The sequence below is a fragment of the Microbacterium maritypicum genome, assembly GCF_008868125.1.
Taxonomy (GTDB): Bacteria; Actinomycetota; Actinomycetes; order Actinomycetales; family Microbacteriaceae; genus Microbacterium; species Microbacterium maritypicum.
Genome location: NZ_WAAQ01000001.1, coordinates 908,314 through 924,780, shown reverse-complemented (window position 1 = coordinate 924,780; position 16,467 = coordinate 908,314). Strand labels below are relative to the sequence as shown.

Annotated in this window: 13 protein-coding genes; 1 reads left to right on the top strand and 12 read right to left on the bottom strand. The window is 69.2% G+C overall.

The window, feature by feature from the left end; genetic code table 11:
* Positions 1-7: 7 nt before the first annotated feature.
* The 9 genes from metG to rsmI form a co-directional block, all read right to left on the bottom strand.
* The gene (metG, locus tag F6W70_RS04575) at positions 8-1,600 is read right to left on the bottom strand and encodes a methionine--tRNA ligase (RefSeq protein WP_151486026.1); all 1,593 of its coding nucleotides are present in this window, start codon (positions 1,598-1,600) and stop codon (positions 8-10) included.
* A 61-nt stretch (positions 1,601-1,661) separates the two neighbouring features.
* Positions 1,662-3,203: a molybdopterin-dependent oxidoreductase gene (locus F6W70_RS04570; RefSeq protein ID WP_318278795.1), complete on the bottom strand. Its 1,542-nt coding sequence runs from the start codon at positions 3,201-3,203 to the stop codon at positions 1,662-1,664.
* A 63-nt stretch (positions 3,204-3,266) separates the two neighbouring features.
* Positions 3,267-4,436 carry a glycoside hydrolase family 1 protein gene (locus F6W70_RS04565; RefSeq protein ID WP_127482699.1) on the bottom strand — a complete coding sequence of 390 codons (1,170 nt, stop codon included), beginning with the start codon at positions 4,434-4,436 and terminating at the stop codon, positions 3,267-3,269.
* Between the two features lie 38 nt (positions 4,437-4,474).
* The gene (locus F6W70_RS04560; protein ID WP_151486025.1) at positions 4,475-6,202 is read right to left on the bottom strand and encodes an ABC transporter ATP-binding protein; all 1,728 of its coding nucleotides are present in this window, start codon (positions 6,200-6,202) and stop codon (positions 4,475-4,477) included.
* On the bottom strand, positions 6,199-7,113 hold the full coding sequence (locus F6W70_RS04555) for an ABC transporter permease (protein WP_055873668.1): 915 nt from the start codon (positions 7,111-7,113) through the stop codon (positions 6,199-6,201). The genes F6W70_RS04560 and F6W70_RS04555 overlap by 4 nt, the downstream gene beginning before the upstream one ends.
* On the bottom strand, positions 7,110-8,090 hold the full coding sequence (locus F6W70_RS04550) for an ABC transporter permease (protein ID WP_017828823.1): 981 nt from the start codon (positions 8,088-8,090) through the stop codon (positions 7,110-7,112). Before F6W70_RS04550 ends, F6W70_RS04555 begins: the two co-directional genes overlap by 4 nt.
* Positions 8,087-9,736: an ABC transporter substrate-binding protein gene (locus tag F6W70_RS04545; protein ID WP_082524250.1), complete on the bottom strand. Its 1,650-nt coding sequence runs from the start codon at positions 9,734-9,736 to the stop codon at positions 8,087-8,089. The genes F6W70_RS04550 and F6W70_RS04545 overlap by 4 nt, the downstream gene beginning before the upstream one ends.
* A 148-nt stretch (positions 9,737-9,884) precedes the next feature.
* Positions 9,885-10,991, bottom strand: coding sequence for a LacI family DNA-binding transcriptional regulator (locus tag F6W70_RS04540; RefSeq protein ID WP_055864884.1), 1,107 nt, complete (start codon positions 10,989-10,991; stop codon positions 9,885-9,887).
* Positions 10,988-11,821, bottom strand: coding sequence for a 16S rRNA (cytidine(1402)-2'-O)-methyltransferase (rsmI, locus tag F6W70_RS04535; protein WP_055864887.1), 834 nt, complete (start codon positions 11,819-11,821; stop codon positions 10,988-10,990). The genes F6W70_RS04540 and rsmI overlap by 4 nt, the downstream gene beginning before the upstream one ends.
* 62 nt (positions 11,822-11,883) lie before the next feature.
* Between rsmI and F6W70_RS04530 the strand changes: the two genes are divergently transcribed.
* Positions 11,884-13,437, top strand: a complete 1,554-nt coding sequence (locus F6W70_RS04530) for a dolichyl-phosphate-mannose--protein mannosyltransferase (protein ID WP_151486024.1) — start codon at positions 11,884-11,886, stop codon at positions 13,435-13,437.
* Between the two features lie 4 nt (positions 13,438-13,441).
* Here the strand turns inward: F6W70_RS04530 and F6W70_RS04525 are convergent, their stop codons facing one another.
* From F6W70_RS04525 to hisC, 3 genes are read right to left on the bottom strand one after another with little or no spacing between them, the layout of a single operon-like run.
* Positions 13,442-13,930 carry an Lrp/AsnC family transcriptional regulator gene (locus tag F6W70_RS04525; RefSeq protein WP_017828828.1) on the bottom strand — a complete coding sequence of 163 codons (489 nt, stop codon included), beginning with the start codon at positions 13,928-13,930 and terminating at the stop codon, positions 13,442-13,444.
* 2 nt (positions 13,931-13,932) lie between these two features.
* On the bottom strand, positions 13,933-15,336 hold the full coding sequence (locus tag F6W70_RS04520; RefSeq protein ID WP_055873673.1) for an amino acid permease: 1,404 nt from the start codon (positions 15,334-15,336) through the stop codon (positions 13,933-13,935).
* Positions 15,333-16,424, bottom strand: coding sequence for a histidinol-phosphate transaminase (gene hisC, locus F6W70_RS04515; RefSeq protein WP_288968943.1), 1,092 nt, complete (start codon positions 16,422-16,424; stop codon positions 15,333-15,335). The genes F6W70_RS04520 and hisC overlap by 4 nt, the downstream gene beginning before the upstream one ends.
* Between the last annotated feature and the right edge of the window lie 43 nt (positions 16,425-16,467).

The window sequence follows — 16,467 nt, the reverse complement described above, 5'->3', positions numbered from 1 at the left end:
CCGCAACTCAGGCCGTGGTCTCCACCCGCGGGAACAGCGGGGCGAGGCCGTTCACGCTGGTACCGGGACGAAGCACGCCCCAGGTGCCGGCCTCGCGGATCGGCTGGTCCTGCAGACGGCCCAGGGTCTCAGCGGCCCCGAGGGCGATCCAGAGCTTCTCGGTCGACTGCGGCATCACCGGCGAGAGCAGCACCGCGAGCGCGCGCAGGCCCTCGGCGCAGGTGTACAGCACGGTGCCGAGGCGCGCGCGCTGGTCCTCGTCTCCGCTGTTCGCCTGCTTGGCCAACGCCCACGGCTCGTTCACGGTGATGTAGCCGTTCAGCGCGTCGACGATCGTCCAGATCGACGAGATCGCCTCGTCGATGCGGAACTGCGCGACCGCGGCATCCGCGTTCGTCGCCGCATCCGCCACGATCTTCTGGATAGCGAGATCCTTCTCGGTGTACTCGGCCGCGGGGGGAACGACGCCCTCGAAGTACTTCTCGATCATCGCGGTCGTGCGCGAGGCGAGGTTGCCGAAGCCGTTCGCGAGCTCGGCCTGATAGCGGGCCGACAGGTCTTCCCACGAGAACGAGCCGTCCTGGCCGAAGGCGATCGCGGAGAGGAAGTAGAAGCGGTAGGCGTCGGAACCGAAGACATCGGTGATCTCGGTCGGCGCGATGCCGGTGAGCTTCGACTTCGACATCTTCTCGCCGCCGACGAGCAGCCAGCCGTGCGCGAAGACGCCCTTGGGCACCTCGAGGCCTGCCGCCATCAGCAGCGCCGGCCAGATCACCGCGTGGAAGCGCAGGATGTCCTTGCCGACCACGTGGTACGCGGGCCAGCGACGCTCGAAGGTCTCCTCGTCGGAGCCGTAGCCCACCGCCGTGGCGTAGTTGAGCAGGGCGTCGACCCACACGTAGATGACATGCGACTCGTCCCACGGCAGCGGGATGCCCCAGTCGAACGTCGACCGCGAGATCGACAGGTCCTTGAGTCCCTGGCTCACGAAGGAGACGACCTCGTTGCGTGCCGAGTCGGGGCGCACGAAGTCGGGCTGGGTCTTGTAGAGCTCGAGCAGACGGTCCTGGAACTCGCTGAGCTTGAAGAAGTAGTTCTTCTCCTGCAGCAGCTCCAGCGGCTTCGAGTGGATCGCACAGACCTTCAGCCCCTCGAAGGGACCGGTGCCGTCGACGATCTCCGACTCGGGCTTGAACTCCTCGCAGCCCACGCAGTAGAGCGCCTCGTACTCGCCCGCGTAGATGTAGCCGCGGTCGTACAGGCGCTGGAAGAACGTCTGCACGTTCGTCTCGTGGCGTTCCTGCGTGGTGCGGATGAAGTCGTCGTTGGCGACGTCGAGCGTCTTCAGCAGCGGGAACCAGCTCTCGCTGACGAGCTTGTCGACCCACTCCTGCGGGGTGACGTTGTTCGCCGCCGCGGCCCGCAGCATCTTCTGCCCGTGCTCGTCGGTGCCCGTGAGCATCCAGGTGTCATCCCCCGCCTGGCGGTGCCACCGTGCGAGGGTGTCGACGGCCACCGTCGTGTACCCGTGGCCGATGTGGGGCACGTCGGACGGGTAGTAGATGGGCGTGGTGATGTAGAAGGATTCGCCTGCGGGCATGGAGCAATTCTAGGCGGGATACCGCGGGGGGTTACGCCGTGCGCCGGAGGTCTCCCCCGGCTCACGCCACCGACACGTCGATCCGATGCCACCCCTGCGCGCCGTCGGGCGCGGGCGCCGCCGGATCCGCTGTCTGCGTCTCGCCATCGACGCTGAGCGCCCGGCATTCGACGGTGTGCGCGCCGCTCTCCGCCACCCAGTCGATGCTCCACTGCACCCACGTGTCGGCCGAGATGGCGGTCGCGAGTTCCGCGGCACGCCAGGGACCGTCGTCGATGCGCACCTCGACGCCGGCGATGCCGACGTGCTGCTGCCAGGCCATTCCGGCGATCACCGCGTCTCCCGCCGGGATCGACTGCCCGCGGCGTGGCACGTCGATGCGCGACTGCAGCTTGACCGGTCCGCGATCGGACCATCCCCGCGTCGTCCAATAGGCCTTCGCACGGTCGAACCGCGTCACCTCCAGCTGCGTGACCCACTTCGTGGCCGACACGTAGCCGTAGAGCCCCGGCACCACCATCCGCACCGGGAAGCCGTGCTCGATCGGCAGCGGCTCGCCGTTCATGCCGACCGCGAGCAGGGCGTCGCGGTCATCGGTCAGAGCCTCGATCGGGGTCGATGCCGTGAAGCCGTCGGCGGAGGTCGAGAGCACCATGTTGGCCTCGGCGTCGACGCCCGCACGTGCGAGCAGCTCCCGCACCGGCACACCCAGCCAGCGGGCGTTGCCGATCAGCGAGCCGCCCACTTCGTTCGACACGCACGCGAGCGTCACGTCGGACTCCTGCATCGGCATGGCGAGCAGCTGGTCCCAGGTGATCTCCACCTCGCGGTCGACCATCCCGTGGATGCGCAGCGACCAGTCGGCAGGATCGACCTGCGGCACGATCAGTGCGGTGTCGATGCGGTAGAACTCCGCGTTCGGGGTCACGACGGAGGCGAGGCCGGGTATCCCCAGCTCCGCGCCGGCGGCGACCGGGGCGGCCGGTCGTGCCGCGACAGGCAGTCGCAGTGCCGCGCGGACCGCCTCGATCGAACGGGTCGCGCCGCGGGCGACGTTCCCGACGATGAGGGCGACGGCGCCGGCGGCGGCGACCCCGGCGGTCCAGATCAGGAACCGTCTCCGATCCTCGCCGTCGGGTGGCAGGCCGGCGACCGGACGCAGTCGAGCGACGAGGAGGCGCAGGACGATCACCGCGACCAGACCGGCGACGAGACCGGGAAGCCAGGCGAACGGCCCCGCACCGGGGCGGATCATCGCGGCGACGACGGCGAGGACGCCGAGTGCTCCCAGGATCACGGCGCCGACACCGGACCGTCGACGCTCCAGGATGCCCGCGCCGGCGGCGACGACCACGAGCACCAAGGCGATGCCCACGATCAGCGCCACCTTGTCGCCGGTGCCGAACAGCGCGATGGCTGTGTCCTTCGCCCAGCTCGGTGCGAGGTCGATGAGCCCGCTGCCGATCACGGCGAACGGACTCGCGCTCGGCTCCACCACCGCGGCGACGAGTTCCGCCAGGCCGACGGCGAGGAACGATGCGCTCAGTCCGGCTGCGGCCGAGCGGAGCGTGTCCTCCCTGGTCGCGTGCATGGCGTTCGTCATGACCCGAGGGTAACCCCGCCACGGATGCCGGGGGCGCATCCGAGGCGGGGTCGTCGACCGGTCTCAGAGACCGTTGCGGCGCGCGACCTCACCCAGCCACGCGAGCGAGGGCTTCGGCGAGCGCGCGAACGTCTCGTGGTCGAAGCCGATCAGCCCGAACGTGGGCCGGAAGCCGCTGGCCCACTCGTAGTTGTCCAGGGCGCTCCAGTGCTGGTAGGCCCGCACGTCGATGCCGTCGGAGATCGCGCGGTGCAATCCCTCCAGCGCTCCCTGCGTGTAGGCGATTCGCCGGGTGTCGTCGGCGGTCGCGATGCCGTTCTCGGTCACGAGCACCGGCACGCCGCCACTGCGCTCCCAGGCGCTGCGCACACCCATCTCGAGTGCCTCGGGGAAGAACTCCCAGCCGGTCAGCGTGGTCTCGACGTCCGGCGATACGGGCAGCGGACCCTCGGGGCCGATGAAGGTGCGGGTGTAGGCCTGCACTCCGACGAAGTCGTCGCCGGCCGACTGGTCGAGGTACCAGTGGTCGCGCGGGTCGCCGTACGTGGCGAGCATCTCGTCGGCGCCGGGCTCACCGGTGGAGTGGAACGCCTGCGTGGCGATCGTCCATCCGGCTTTGACTCCCGGTACCGAGTGCAGGATCTCGGTGGCACGGTGGTGCGCATCGAGCAGCGTGTCGGCCACCGCGAGGTCGGGGTTCGGGAGGCCATAGGCGACCAGATTCGCCGCGTCCTCTCCCCCGGCCAGCATCGCGGCGATGTTCGGCTCGTTGATGGTGCACACGTAGTCGATGCCGTCGAGGATCGGCAGCACGGTCTCGACGTAGCGGGCGAACAGGTCGACCGCATCATCGGCGCGCCAGAAGCCGTCCTTCTGGAACCACTGCGGCACCGTGAAGTGCATGAGCGTGACCGTGGGGTCGAGCCCGTTCTCGCGCGCCGTGTCGATCATGCGGCGGTAGTGGTCGAGCATCGCCCGGGAGACGAAGCCGCGCTCGGGCTCGATCCGCGCCCACTCCACCGAGAATCGGTAGGAGTTCAGCCCGGCGTCGGCGAGCAGCCGCATGTCCTCCGGGTAGCGATGGAAGTGATCGGCGGCGTCGCCGGAGGGCTCCACCATGGGCGAGCCGGGGGCGTGTTCCATCGCCCACCAGTTGCTCGTGGTGTTGTTGCCCTCCACCTGGTGGGCCGCTGTCGCGGCACCCCACAGGAAGCCGTCGGGGAATGCGAGCACGAGTGCTCCTCTCGGTGTTGATGTACGGATCGAGGGTTCTATCGGATTCGTGTGGGATTGGGCACGGCGTCCAGCAACTGGATCGTGTACGGATCCTCCGGATGCTGCAGCACCTCCGCGGTCTCGCCGCGTTCGACCACGCGTCCGCCGTTGAGCACCAGGATGTTCTGGGTCACCAGCCTCGCGCTCAGCAGGTCGTGCGTGATGTAGAGCATGCTGATGCCCCATCTCTCGCGCAGGTCCTCCAGCAGCGCCAGGACCCCGGCGCGCAGCGAGACGTCGAGCATCGAGACGGGCTCGTCGGCGATCAGCACCTGCGGGTCGCTCGCGAGTGCCCTGGCGATCACGACGCGCTGCCGCTGTCCGCCGGAGAGCTGGTGCGGCAGCTTCGCCGCGAACTGCTCGACGGGCGTGAGGCCGACCGTCTCGAGCAGTTCGAGCACGCGGGCCCTGGCCTCGGATCCTCGCGGCGTGGTGTAGTTCATGACCGGGCGCGTGAGGGCGTACTCGACGGTGTGCAGCGGGTTCAGTGCCGCATACGGGTCCTGGAAGACCATCTGCACGTCCTTGCGCAGATCGCGCAGACCCCGCCGCTTGAGGGACGCCACGTCGACATCGCCGAAGTGCACCGTGCCGGAGGTCGGCTTCTCGACGCCGGTGAGCATCTTGGCGATGGTCGACTTGCCCGAGCCCGAGGCGCCGACGAGCGCGAGCGCCTCGCCCGGTTCGAGCCGGAACGACACGTCGTCGACCGCGGTCACGGCGTCCTGTCCCCGTCGCGGTGCCGGGTAGTGCTTCGAGACGCCCTGCACCACGATCGCCGCATCCGCACGACGGGTGTCGCGCGAGGAGACGGTCGGCAGCGTCTCGGTGACATCGGTCCGCGCGCGTCCTTGGCGACGACGCGTACCGGCGTCGAGGAAGCCGGGGATCTCGATCTTCTCCGCCCGAGGGTCTGCGTAGTGGCTCAGCAGCATCCGCGTGTACTCGTCCTGCGGGCGTTCGAGGATGTCGATGCTCCTGGCGTCCTCGACGATGTGGCCCTCGTGCATCACCATCACCCTGTCCGTCGCCTCGAGCACGATGCCGAGGTCGTGGCTGATGAGGATGGCCGTGAAATGCTCGGCGCGCTGCAGCTCCTTGATCGTGTCCATGACCGCGTGCTGCACGAGCACGTCGAGCGCGGTGGTGGGCTCGTCGAACACCATCAGCTGCGGTTCGAGCGAGAGCGCGAGCGCGATCGATGCGCGCTGACGCATGCCGCCGGAGAGCTCACCGGGGTAGCGGGCGAGCACCGACGCGTCGAGTCCGACCTTGCCGATCAGTTCCCGGGCACGTGCATCGCGCGCGTCTTTGGGTACGTGGCCGTGCGCGGCGAAGATGTCGCGGAAGTGGTTGCCGACCGTGCGCACCGGGTTGAGCGCGTTCATGCCCGACTGCAGCACCATGGCGAACCCGCCCTGGCGCTGGCGACGCAGCTCCTCCGCATCCAGTTCGCGGATGTCGCGGCCCCCGAAGAGGATGCGCCCTGCACTGATCCGCGCCGGCGGCTTCTGCAGTCGGGTGAGCGCGAAGCCGAGGGTCGACTTGCCGGACCCCGACTCGCCGACCAGCCCGACGAACTCGCCGCGGCGCAGCGAGAACGAGACGTTCTCGACCGCGGTGACGGGCTTCGTGCCCGGCGAGGCGTACTCCACGGAGAGCCCCTGCACGTCGAGCAGGATGTCGTTCGGCATCGGCGTGGTCTCGGGTGCCATGGCGGTCATCGGCCCTTCCCCTCTCGCAGGCGCGGATTGGAGATGCCGTCCACGCCGAAGTTGATCAGTGTCAGGCTCAGCGCCAGCAGTGCGATGCACAGACCGGGGGCGAACAGCAGCAGCCACTGTCCGGTGAGCAGGGAGTTGGAGTTCTGCGCCCAGTAGAGCATGGTGCCCCAGCTGACGATGCTGGAGTCGCCGAGGCCGAGGAACTCCAGCCCCGCCTCCGCGAGGATCGCCGCCGTGGCCGCTCCGAAGAGCGTGCCGGCGATGATCGACGTCATGTTCGGCAGGATCTCGCGGAACACGATGCGCGCCCTGCTGTCACCCGAGAACTGCGCCGAGGTGACGAAGTCGTTGCCGCGCAGCGACTGCGTCTGGCTGCGGAGCACGCGAGCACCCCACGCCCAGCCGGTCACCACGATGACCGCGATGATCATCAGGATGCCGCCGTTCTGCAGATACGCGGCGATCACGATCATCAGCGGGAGTCCGGGGATCACCAGGAAGAGGTTGACGATGAAGCCGACCACCTCGCCGGCGAAGCCCCGCATGTATCCCCAGCTGAGGCCGATGAGCACGGCCACGATGGTGGACAGGATGCCGGCGGCGAAGCCGACCAGGAGGCTGATCTGCGCGCCGTAGATGAGCTGGCTGAGCACGTCCTCTCCCGCCGCCGTCGTGCCGAGCCAGTGCGCCCAGGAGGCATCGGCGTTGCGCTCGAAGGTGTTGTCCTTCGCGCCGTAAGGGGCCAGGAGCGGGGCGAACACCGCCACCAGCACGAAGAAGGCGAGGATGCACAGTCCGAGCCGTGCCTTGCCGTTGCTCCAGAGGGTGGCGACCATGCGCCCGAAGGCACGCCACGGGCTGGGCGCGGCGATGCGCTCGGCGGGGATCTTGACGTTCATGGTGGAAGTCATCGGCGGGTCCTTGGGTCGAGTACCCCGTACAGGATGTCAACGAGGAAGTTGGCGATGAGCACGCTCACGGTGATCATCAGGAAGAGCGCCTGCATGAGCGGGTAGTCCTGCCCGATCACGGCGTTGAACAGCAGATACCCGATGCCCGGATACCCGAACACCTGCTCCACGAGGATCGATCCGCCGACGACACCGCCGAGCGTGAGCCCGAAGCCGGTGAGGTTGGGCAGGATCGCGTTGCGCGCGGCGTAGCGGAGGGCGATCGTGCGCCCGTGCAGGCCGTTCGCCTCGCCGAACGTGATGTAGTCCTCGCCGAGCGTGTTGATCATGGCGTTGCGCATCCCGATGATCCATCCGCCCAGCGAGGTGAGCAGGATCGTCAGCGCGGGAAGGAACGCGTGGCTGAGCAGGTCTCCGAGGAACTCCCATGTGAATCCGGGGGTCGTCGTCGCGGAGTAGGCGCCCGTGGTCGGGAACCAGTGCAGCACGTAGCCGAAGAAGAACAGCAGCAGCAGCGCGGTCCAGAAGTAGGGGAACGTGCTGAGGAACGAGCCGGTCAGCGTCGGGAGGCTGTCGAGCCAGGTGCCCCGTCGCCAGGCCGCCGAGACGCCGATCAGCGTTCCGATCACGAACGCGAGGATCGTGACGATGCCGACGAGGCCGATCGTGTACGGCAGGGCCGTGGACACCATGCTCGACACCGACTGCGGGTAGAACGTGTACGAGACGCCGAAGTCGAGCCGGACGACCTGACCGAGGTAGGCGATGTACTGATCCCACAGCGACCCGGTCGGAACGCCCAGCTGCGCCTCGATGGCGGCACGCGTGGCATCGGACACCGGCCCGTTCTGGGACAGCTTCGCGATGGCGGCATCCGCCGGAGAACCCGGCATCATCCGCGGGAGGAAGAAGTTCAGGGTGACCGCGGCCCACAGCGTGAGCACGAACAGGCCGAACTTCTGCAGCGCGTACTTCATCGGTCGTCCCCCTTGACGCGCTTCAGGTGCGTGAAGATCATCAGCGGCGCGGAGTCGTAGTTCTGCGGGATCATGTACGGGTCTTCCTCACTCGGCCAGCCGGTGAACTTGGCGTCGTTGAACAGGCCCCAGATGCCGCCGTAGTAGAGGCCGATCACGGGCATCTCGTCGTAGACGATGCCCTGCAGCTCCTTCACGATCTCGGCCTGGCGGGCGGTGTCGACGGTCTCGCGGTACTCCGCGAGCAGCGCGTCGACCTTCTCCGAGCTGTAGCGCTCGAAGTTGTTCGCCGTCGGCTCTCCCGACGGCACGTAGAACTCGCTGGAGAGCAGGTTGTTGTACGCCTGGTAGACGTCGCCGTTGCCCATGCCGCCGATCGCCATCTCGAAGTCGCCGTTGCTGATCGCGCTCTGGTAGCCCGCGGGCTGCGGGAGCTTGAGCGTGACCTTCACGCCCACGTCGGCGAGCTGGCTGCGCACGGTCTGCGCGGCCCTGGTCCAGTCGGTGAAGCCGTTGGCGGTGGTGAGGGCGAATTCCAGCTGCTCCCCGTTCCCATCCACCAGGCGATCGCCGTCGAGGGAGTATCCGGCTTCGGCGAAGGCGGCGAGGGCGGCATCCTTGTCCTGCGTGATCATGCCCTGGTCGGGGATGCTCGGATCCAGGTACTGCTCCTGGTTGGGGAGGATGAGCCCGGTCTGACCGGCCGGCTTCATGTACCCCTCGGAGGCGGTCTCGGCGATCTCCGCACGGTCGAGGGAGAGCGCGATGCCACGGCGCACGTTCACGTCGTCGAAGGGCGCGACCTCGAGGTTCGGCATCAGCGCGATCACGCCGCCCGGCGGGAACCACCAGGAGTTGTGCTCACTCGCCGCGCCCCAGGTGCCCTCGACATCGGAGATGAAGGCGTAGGCCCAGTCGTAGCCGCGACTGACGGTGTCCAGCTGCGAGTTCGTGGCGGGGAGGATGATGTGCTCGATCTCGATCGAGTCTGCCTGCCAGTAGTCGGGGTTCTTGTCCATCGAGTACTGCTGGTCGTTGTAGTTGCCGAGCACGAAGGGGCCGGTGCCGACCGGCGTCTCGTTGCGGTAGGTGCCGGGGTCCTTCACATCGGCCCAGAGATGCTCAGGGACGATCATGGTCTGCCCGAGGATCGACAGGGAAGGAGCGTCGTCGGTCTTGAGGTGCAGGATCACGTCGCCGCCCTCGGTCTCGACGCTCTCGAGGTGCTGCCATGCGCCCTTGATGTCGAGGGACGGGTTGTCCTTCAACAGCTGGAACGTGAAGGCGACGTCCTCGGGAGTGAGGTCTTCGCCGTCGCTCCAGGTCACGTCGTCGCGGATCGTCATCACGATCGTGCGGGCGTCGGGCTGGGACCACTCGGAGGCGAGCCACGGGTTCTGGGTGCCGTCGAGCGGGTTGATCAGGATCAGCGGCTCGTAGATCCACCGCGACGCCGTGCGCGTGTTGGTGAGATACGGGTTGAAGTTCTTCGTGAAGAACGGGTTGCCCTTGTCGGCGTTGATCAGCATCGTGTCGGCGCCGATCGACGGATCGGGTTGGGATGTGATCTGGATGCTGCAGCCGCTGAGTGCGACCGCGACGGCCGCCAGGCCTACGATCGCCGCTCGGCGCCAGCGCTGGATCACGCGCCCTCTCGGTGTTCTTCCACCGGACATCTGCCACCTCATGTCGTCTCTGTCATGAACGGCATCCTGCGCCGCCTCAGTGATTGTAAGCGCATACATTTTGCGATCGCAACCCCTTGACACCGCCACCGGGGCATGTGTCGAGCCGTCAGGCGGGGCGCAGAGAGCTCTCGCGCAGCAGGATCTGCAGCGGCAGCCGCGCGACCACGGGGTCGGCGTCGGCGTTCTCGAGGCGGCGGGCGAGCACCTGCACCGCCGCGCGCCCGAGGTCGATCATCGGCTGGCGGATCGTGGTCAGCGGCGGCTGCGAGAGCGCGGCGGCCTCGATGCCGTCGAAGCCCGTCACCAGCACGTCGTCCGGCACCCGGACGCCCGCGCCGCGGAACACGTCGAGCGCGCCGAGGGCCATCTGATCGTTCGCGCAGATGAGCGCGGCCGGCGTGCCGGCCGCGAGAAGCTCCTCGGCGGCCTGGCGCCCGGAGGCCCGGGTGAAGTCGCCGCGCCGCACCGTCACGTCGTCGAGTGATCCGCCGGCCTCCGCCACGGCAGCGGCGAAGCCCTCCCAGCGCTGCAGTCCATCCGGTGAGTCCGCCGGCCCCGCGAGGAAGGCGAGCCGCCCGTCCCCCACCTGAGCCAGCACGTGCCTGGTCAGCTCGGCCATCGCCTCGGCGTTGCTCACCGTCACGTGGTCGTAGTGATCGCCGCGCGGGGGGCCGGAGAGCACCACCACGGGGATGCGTCGCGCCAGTCGAGCCAGCACGTCGTCGGGCACGCTGCTGGCGAGGACCATGAGCCCGTCAACCCGGCCGGCCATGTCCCGCACGGTGGAGCGATCGGGGTCGTCACGTCCGACCCCGACCATCAGCACGAAGCCCTGCTTCCACGCCTCCAGCTCCGCACCGCGCAGCACCTCGTCGAGGAACAGCATCGAGGTGTGCCGGCCGTCGACCTCCGCCTCCTCGCGGACGATCGCGAACGGCGGCGCCTCGCTGTCGGCGGCGGAGAGGGCGTCGAGAGGCGGGGCATCCTCCGCGGCGTCGAATCCGGGGAAGTACAGCCCCAGCACCCCTGTCCGCCGCTCGGCGAGGCCCCTGGCACTGCCGCTGGGGACGTACCCCAGCGCGGCGACGGCGTCGAGCACGCGTTCGCGGGTGACCGGACGCACGGCGTCCGGCGAGCGCAGCACCCGCGAGACCGTGGCGATCGAGACGCCGGCCCGATCGGCCACGTCGTACACGGTCGCCGCCTTGCTCACGCCGACGCCCCTCCGGATCGGGCGGCGAGGGCGGCCTGGTAGAGGTCTCGGGAGGAGAGACCGGTGAGGGCCGCGACCTCGGACGCGGCATCCTTCAGCCGGATGCCGTCGGCGACGAGCTTCTGCACCTGGACGAGGGCGTCTTCCGGGGAGGCATCACGACGCGACGCCCCTTCGACCACGACGACGATCTCGCCCTTCACTCCGTTCTCGGCCCAGGCGACGAGTTCGGAGGAGGTGCCGCGGCGCACCTCCTCGTAGAGCTTCGTGAGCTCGCGGCACACCGCGATCCGCCGCTCGTCGCCGAAGGCGGCACCCATGTCGGCGAGAGCGCTGGCGAGGCGGGCGGGCGACTCGAAGAAGACCATGGTGCGGGGTTCGGCGGCCAGCGCGCGCAGTGTGGAGCGACGCTCCCCCGGCTTGCGCGGCAGGAACCCCTCGAACGTGAAGCGGTCGGTGGGCAGGCCCGAGATCGCGAGCGCCATCAGCACCGCGCTCGGCCCGGGGATCGCGGTCACCGTCACGCCCTGGGCGACGGCCTCGGCGACCAGTCCGTACCCGGGGTCGCTGACGGTCGGCATCCCGGCATCGCTCATCACCACGATGTCGGTCTCCGCCGCGAGGGCTGCCAGCTCGGCCGCTTTCTGCTTCTCGTTGTGGTCATGCAGGGCGATCAGGCGCGGCCTGTTGTCGATCTGCAGGGCCTTGAGCAGACGCTGGGTGGTGCGGGTGTCCTCCGCGACGACGACCTCGGCGTTCTCCAGCACCTCCACGAGGCGGCGAGATGCGTCGCCGAGATTTCCGATCGGAGTGGCGGCGAGGATGATCACCCGCCCAGCTTAGGCGGGCGGGATGCAGCCGGCGGAGAAGGCCGGTTGTCTAGGCTGGAGCGGTGACCGCGCCCGTGCCCCTGCTTCCCGCTCCCGAGGAGCGGTCGACGCGCTACGGGCAGCTCCGCGATCGTCTGCTGCGGGATCCGGACTGGGGACGCGCGATCCGCTGGCTCGCCCCTCTCGTGATCACCGCGATCGCCGCCCTCCTCCGTCTGATCAACGTCGCGCATCCGCATCAGCTGGCGTTCGACGAGACCTACTACGTCAAGGACGCGTGGTCGCTGTGGACCCTCGGCTACGAGGGCACCTGGGGTGAGAACGCCAACGACGCGTTCACCACCCTGCAGCAGCTGCCGCTGTCCGAACAGGGCGCGTTCATCGTGCATCCGCCTCTCGGCAAGTGGCTCATCGCGCTGGGCATGGCGATCGGCGGTCCCGACAACAGCGCGGGCTGGCGACTCGCGACGGCACTGCTCGGCACCGCCTCCGTTCTGCTGGTCTACCTGATCGCGCGACGACTCAGCAGCTCCGTGGTGGTCGCGAGCGTGGCCGGAACACTGCTCGCGATCGACGGCCTCAGCATCGTCATGAGCCGCATCGCCCTGCTCGACGGCATCCTGACCTTCTTCGTCCTGCTCGGCGTGCTGTTCGTGATCATCGACCGGCAGCGGACCATCCCGGTGCTCGAGAGGCGCGACCCCGACAAGCCCGACCCGTTCTGGGGTCCGGTGCTCTGGCGTCGCCCCTGGCTGATCGCGGCGGGGACGGCCCTGGGCGCAGCGTCGGCCGTGAAGTGGTCGGGGCTGTACGTGCTGGCCGGATTCGGCCTGTACGTCGTGGTCACCGATGCGCTGGCCCGGCGGCGGGCCGGGGTGGTGCTGTGGCCCACGGCAGCCGCCTTCCGCCAGGGGCCCGTCTCGTTCGTGCTGCTCGTCTTCCCCGCCCTGGCCGTGTACCTGATCAGCTGGACCGGATGGCTGGTGACTGCAGGGGGCTATGACCGCCAGAGCGACCCGAACCCGCTGATCGCCCTGTGGAAGTACCACGAGTCGATGCTCGGGTTCCACGTCGGCCTGACTCGCGGGCACCCCTATGCGAGCCCCGCCTGGGAGTGGCCTCTGCTGCTGCGTCCCACGGCCGTATGGGTCGACTCCGATCCCACCGGCTGCGGCACGGACCACTGCATCGGCGTGATCTCGGCGATCCCGAACCCGCTCATCTGGTACGCGGGCGTGGCCGCGGCGATCTACCTGCTCTACCGCCTGGTACGCGGCTGGATCACCCGGCGCCCCGTCGGCCCGGAGCTGAGCATCCCCCTCGTCGGCCTCGCGGTCACCTATGTGCCGTGGCTGATGTTCCCCGATCGCACGATCTTCCAGTTCTACACGGTCGTGATGATGCCGTTCCTCGTGATCGCTCTGGCCATGACGCTGCGGATCATCGCCGGCACGCGCGAGGATCCGCTGCACCGTCGGCAGTCCGGCGAGCGCACGGTGATGATCTTCCTCGCGTTCGTGGTGCTGGTGTCGGCGTTCTTCCTGCCCCTGTGGACCGGGATGAGCGTGCCGTACGAGTTCTGGCTCCTGCACAACTGGCTGCCCGGCTGGGTGTGACCCGCTAGCCGGAGAGCACCTCGTCGGTGGCGACGTGTTCCACGAGCGGCAGCACCCGTCCGGAGAGATGCGTGCGCATCGCGATGGACGAGGCCGTGCGGGCGACTCCCGGCACCAGAGCGACCCGGTCGAGCACCTCCTGCAGCCTGGTGGCATCGCGCGCCACCAGCCGCAGCTGCATGTCGCTGGCACCCGTGACGGTGTGCATGTCGACGATCTCGGGCACGGCGTCGGCGAGCGCCGTGGCCACCTCGTCGTGCCCCACCTTCTGATCGATCTCGACCAGGCAGAACGCGACGACGCCGTAGCCGAAGCCGGCCGGGTCGATGCGCGGCACGATCGCCTCGATCACCCCGCCCTCGTGCAGGCGGGCGAGCCGGCTCGTCGCGGTGCCGCGGGCGATGCCGAGCCGCCGTGCGCATTCGAGGATGGGCAGCTGCGGCGACTCGGTGAGCAGCCGGATGAGCTGGGCGTCGAGGCGATCGATGCGCATCGCTACTCCCGGGGGACGCCGGGCCGGGCCACACCCCTGGTCGCGCGGGCGACGAGGAGGAGCACGGCGGTGAGCCCCAGCGTCAGCAGCAGCTGGATGCGCGCGGCCTCATCGATCATCGCGAGGGCGATCACGGCCGCGAGCAGCACCAGGCACAGCCACGACAGCCAGGGGAAGCCCCACATGCGCATCGGCATCGCCTCTCCCGCCCGATCCGCGCGGCGGCGGAGGATGATCTGCGCCACGGCGGTCGCCGTCCAGATCACGAGCAACGTCGAGCCGACCACGTTGAGCAGGGCGGGCAGGACCACATCGGGGAAGGCCCAGTTGAGCCCGACCGTGACGAAGCCGAAGGCGACCGAGGCCAGCACCGCGACGAACGGCACGCCCTTGAGGCTGGTGCGGGTGGCGGCCAGCGGCGCGAGCCCGCGCTCCCCCAGCGAGTACGCCATGCGGGAGGCGCCGTAGATGTTGGCGTTCATGGCCGACAGCAGCGCGATGATGACGATGAGGTCCATCACCAGTCCGACGCCCGGCACGTTCAGGGTCTCGAGCACCGCCGAGAACGGCCCTGCCTTCACGGCCGGGTCGTTCCAGGGCAGCACCGCGACGATCACGAAGATCGATCCGACGTAGAAGACGAGGATGCGCACGAGCACCTCGCGGACGATGCGGCGGATGTTGTGGGCGGGATCGTTCGACTCGGCGGCCGCGATCGCGACCACCTCGGTGCCGCCGAAGGCGAACACCACGATCAGCAGGGCACCGGCGATGCCGGCGATGCCGTTCGGGGCGAAGCCGCCGGCGTCGACGAGGTTCGAGATGCCGGTGGCCGCCACGCCGGGGATGAGACCGATGATCGCGCACACTCCCACCACGAGGAAGGCGATGATCGCGGCGACCTTGATCGCCGCGAACCAGAACTCGAAGCGGCCGTAGTTGCGCACGCCGAACAGGTTCACCGCGGTGAGCGCCACGACGAAGATCAGCACCCACACCCAGGCGGGGATGCCCGGCGTCCAGTTGGCGACGATCGCGCCCGCACCCGTCGCCTCGGCCGCGATCACCACGACCAGCTGGATCCAGTAGAGCCACCCGACCGCACTGCCGGCGCTGCGCCCCATCGCCTTCTGGGCGTAGGAGCTGAAGGCGCCGGAGCTGGGGCGTGCCGCGACCATCTCGGCGAGCATCGCCATCACGAGAACGACGATGCCACCGGCGACGAGGTACGACACCAGCACGGCGGGACCCGCGATGCTGATCGCCTGACCCGATCCGACGAACAGACCGGCGCCGATCGCACCGCCCAATCCCATCATCGAGATCTGACGACGGGTCAGGCCCGGATGCAGTCCCTTGGTGGTCGTGGTGGTCGGGGGGACCTCGGTCATGCGGTCATCGGTCATGCGCCGACCTCCACACGCTCAGCGTCGACCGCGAGCGGAGCGGATGCGGCGAGCGCAGCCTCCACCCGGTCGATGTCCTCCGCGGAGCCCGAGGAGATGCGGATGCCCTCCCCGGCGAAGGCGCGCGCGATCACTCCCCCCTCCTGCAGCAGGCTCTCGAGCTCTGCGGTGCGGTCGGCGGACGGCACCCAGACGAAGTTGGCCTGGGAGCGGACGGCGGGCCATCCGGCTGCGGTGAGCACGGCGTGGAGGCGATCGCGTTGGGCGACCACGTCGTCGATGCGGGTCGCGAGCTCGTCCTCGGCGTCCAGCGAGGCCAGAGCCGCGACCTGAGCGAGGTCGGTCACCCCGAAGGGCACGGCGACCTTGCGCTGGTTCTCGGCGACGGCTGCCGGGGCGATCGCGTAGCCGATGCGGAGCCCGGCGAGCCCGTAGGCCTTGGAGAACGTGTGCAGCACCGCCACGTGCGGGTGTCGGCGGAACAGCTCGATACCGGCGCCCCTGCTCTCGGTGCGATCGAAGTGCACATAGGCCTCGTCGATCACCACGAGCACGTCGTGCGGAACCGCGGAGACGAAGCGCTCCAGCTCGTCGGCGCCGACGACGGTCCCGGTCGGGTTGTTCGGGTTGCACACGAAGATCAGGCGGGTGCGCGGGGTGATCGCCGCGATCATCGCATCGAGGTCGTGCCCGTGGTCCGCGTCGAGCGGCACCGGCACGGGCGTGGCCCCGGCGATGCGCACCAGCGAGGGATACGCCTCGAACGACCGCCACGCGAAGACGACCTCGTCGCCCTCACCTGCCACCGCGTGGATGAGCTGGGAGGCGATCTCGACCGACCCGGCCCCGACCGTGACCTCGGACGCATCGACACCGTAGCGTTCGGCGAGCCGTTCGCGAAGCGCGGCGGCGCTCATGTCGGGATAGCGGTTGATGCCGTCGAGGCGATCGCGCACGGCCTGGACGACCGAGGCCAGCGGCGGATGCGGGGACTCGTTCGAGGAGAGCTTCGAGGCACCGGCCGGAGCGGAGCGCCCCTGACGGTATGCGGGAACGGCGTCGAGTCCGGCGCGGGTGGGGAGGGGCATCGTCAGAGCGTCCTTGCTGTGATCCATGGGCGGCCCCCGAGCG

Bases quoted from the DNA above. Each gene is read 5' to 3' on its own strand.
- F6W70_RS04520 (WP_055873673.1), bottom strand. From the start codon at position 15,336: ATGACCGATGACCGCATGACCGAGGTCCCCCCGACCACCACGACCACC.
- metG (WP_151486026.1), bottom strand. From the start codon at position 1,600: ATGCCCGCAGGCGAATCCTTCTACATCACCACGCCCATCTACTACCCG.
- hisC (WP_288968943.1), bottom strand. From the start codon at position 16,424: ATGCCCCTCCCCACCCGCGCCGGACTCGACGCCGTTCCCGCATACCGT.
- F6W70_RS04570 (WP_318278795.1), bottom strand. From the start codon at position 3,203: ATGACGAACGCCATGCACGCGACCAGGGAGGACACGCTCCGCTCGGCC.
- F6W70_RS04560 (WP_151486025.1), bottom strand. From the start codon at position 6,202: ATGACCGCCATGGCACCCGAGACCACGCCGATGCCGAACGACATCCTG.
- F6W70_RS04525 (WP_017828828.1), bottom strand. From the start codon at position 13,930: ATGCGCATCGATCGCCTCGACGCCCAGCTCATCCGGCTGCTCACCGAG.
- F6W70_RS04555 (WP_055873668.1), bottom strand. From the start codon at position 7,113: ATGACTTCCACCATGAACGTCAAGATCCCCGCCGAGCGCATCGCCGCG.
- F6W70_RS04550 (WP_017828823.1), bottom strand. From the start codon at position 8,090: ATGAAGTACGCGCTGCAGAAGTTCGGCCTGTTCGTGCTCACGCTGTGG.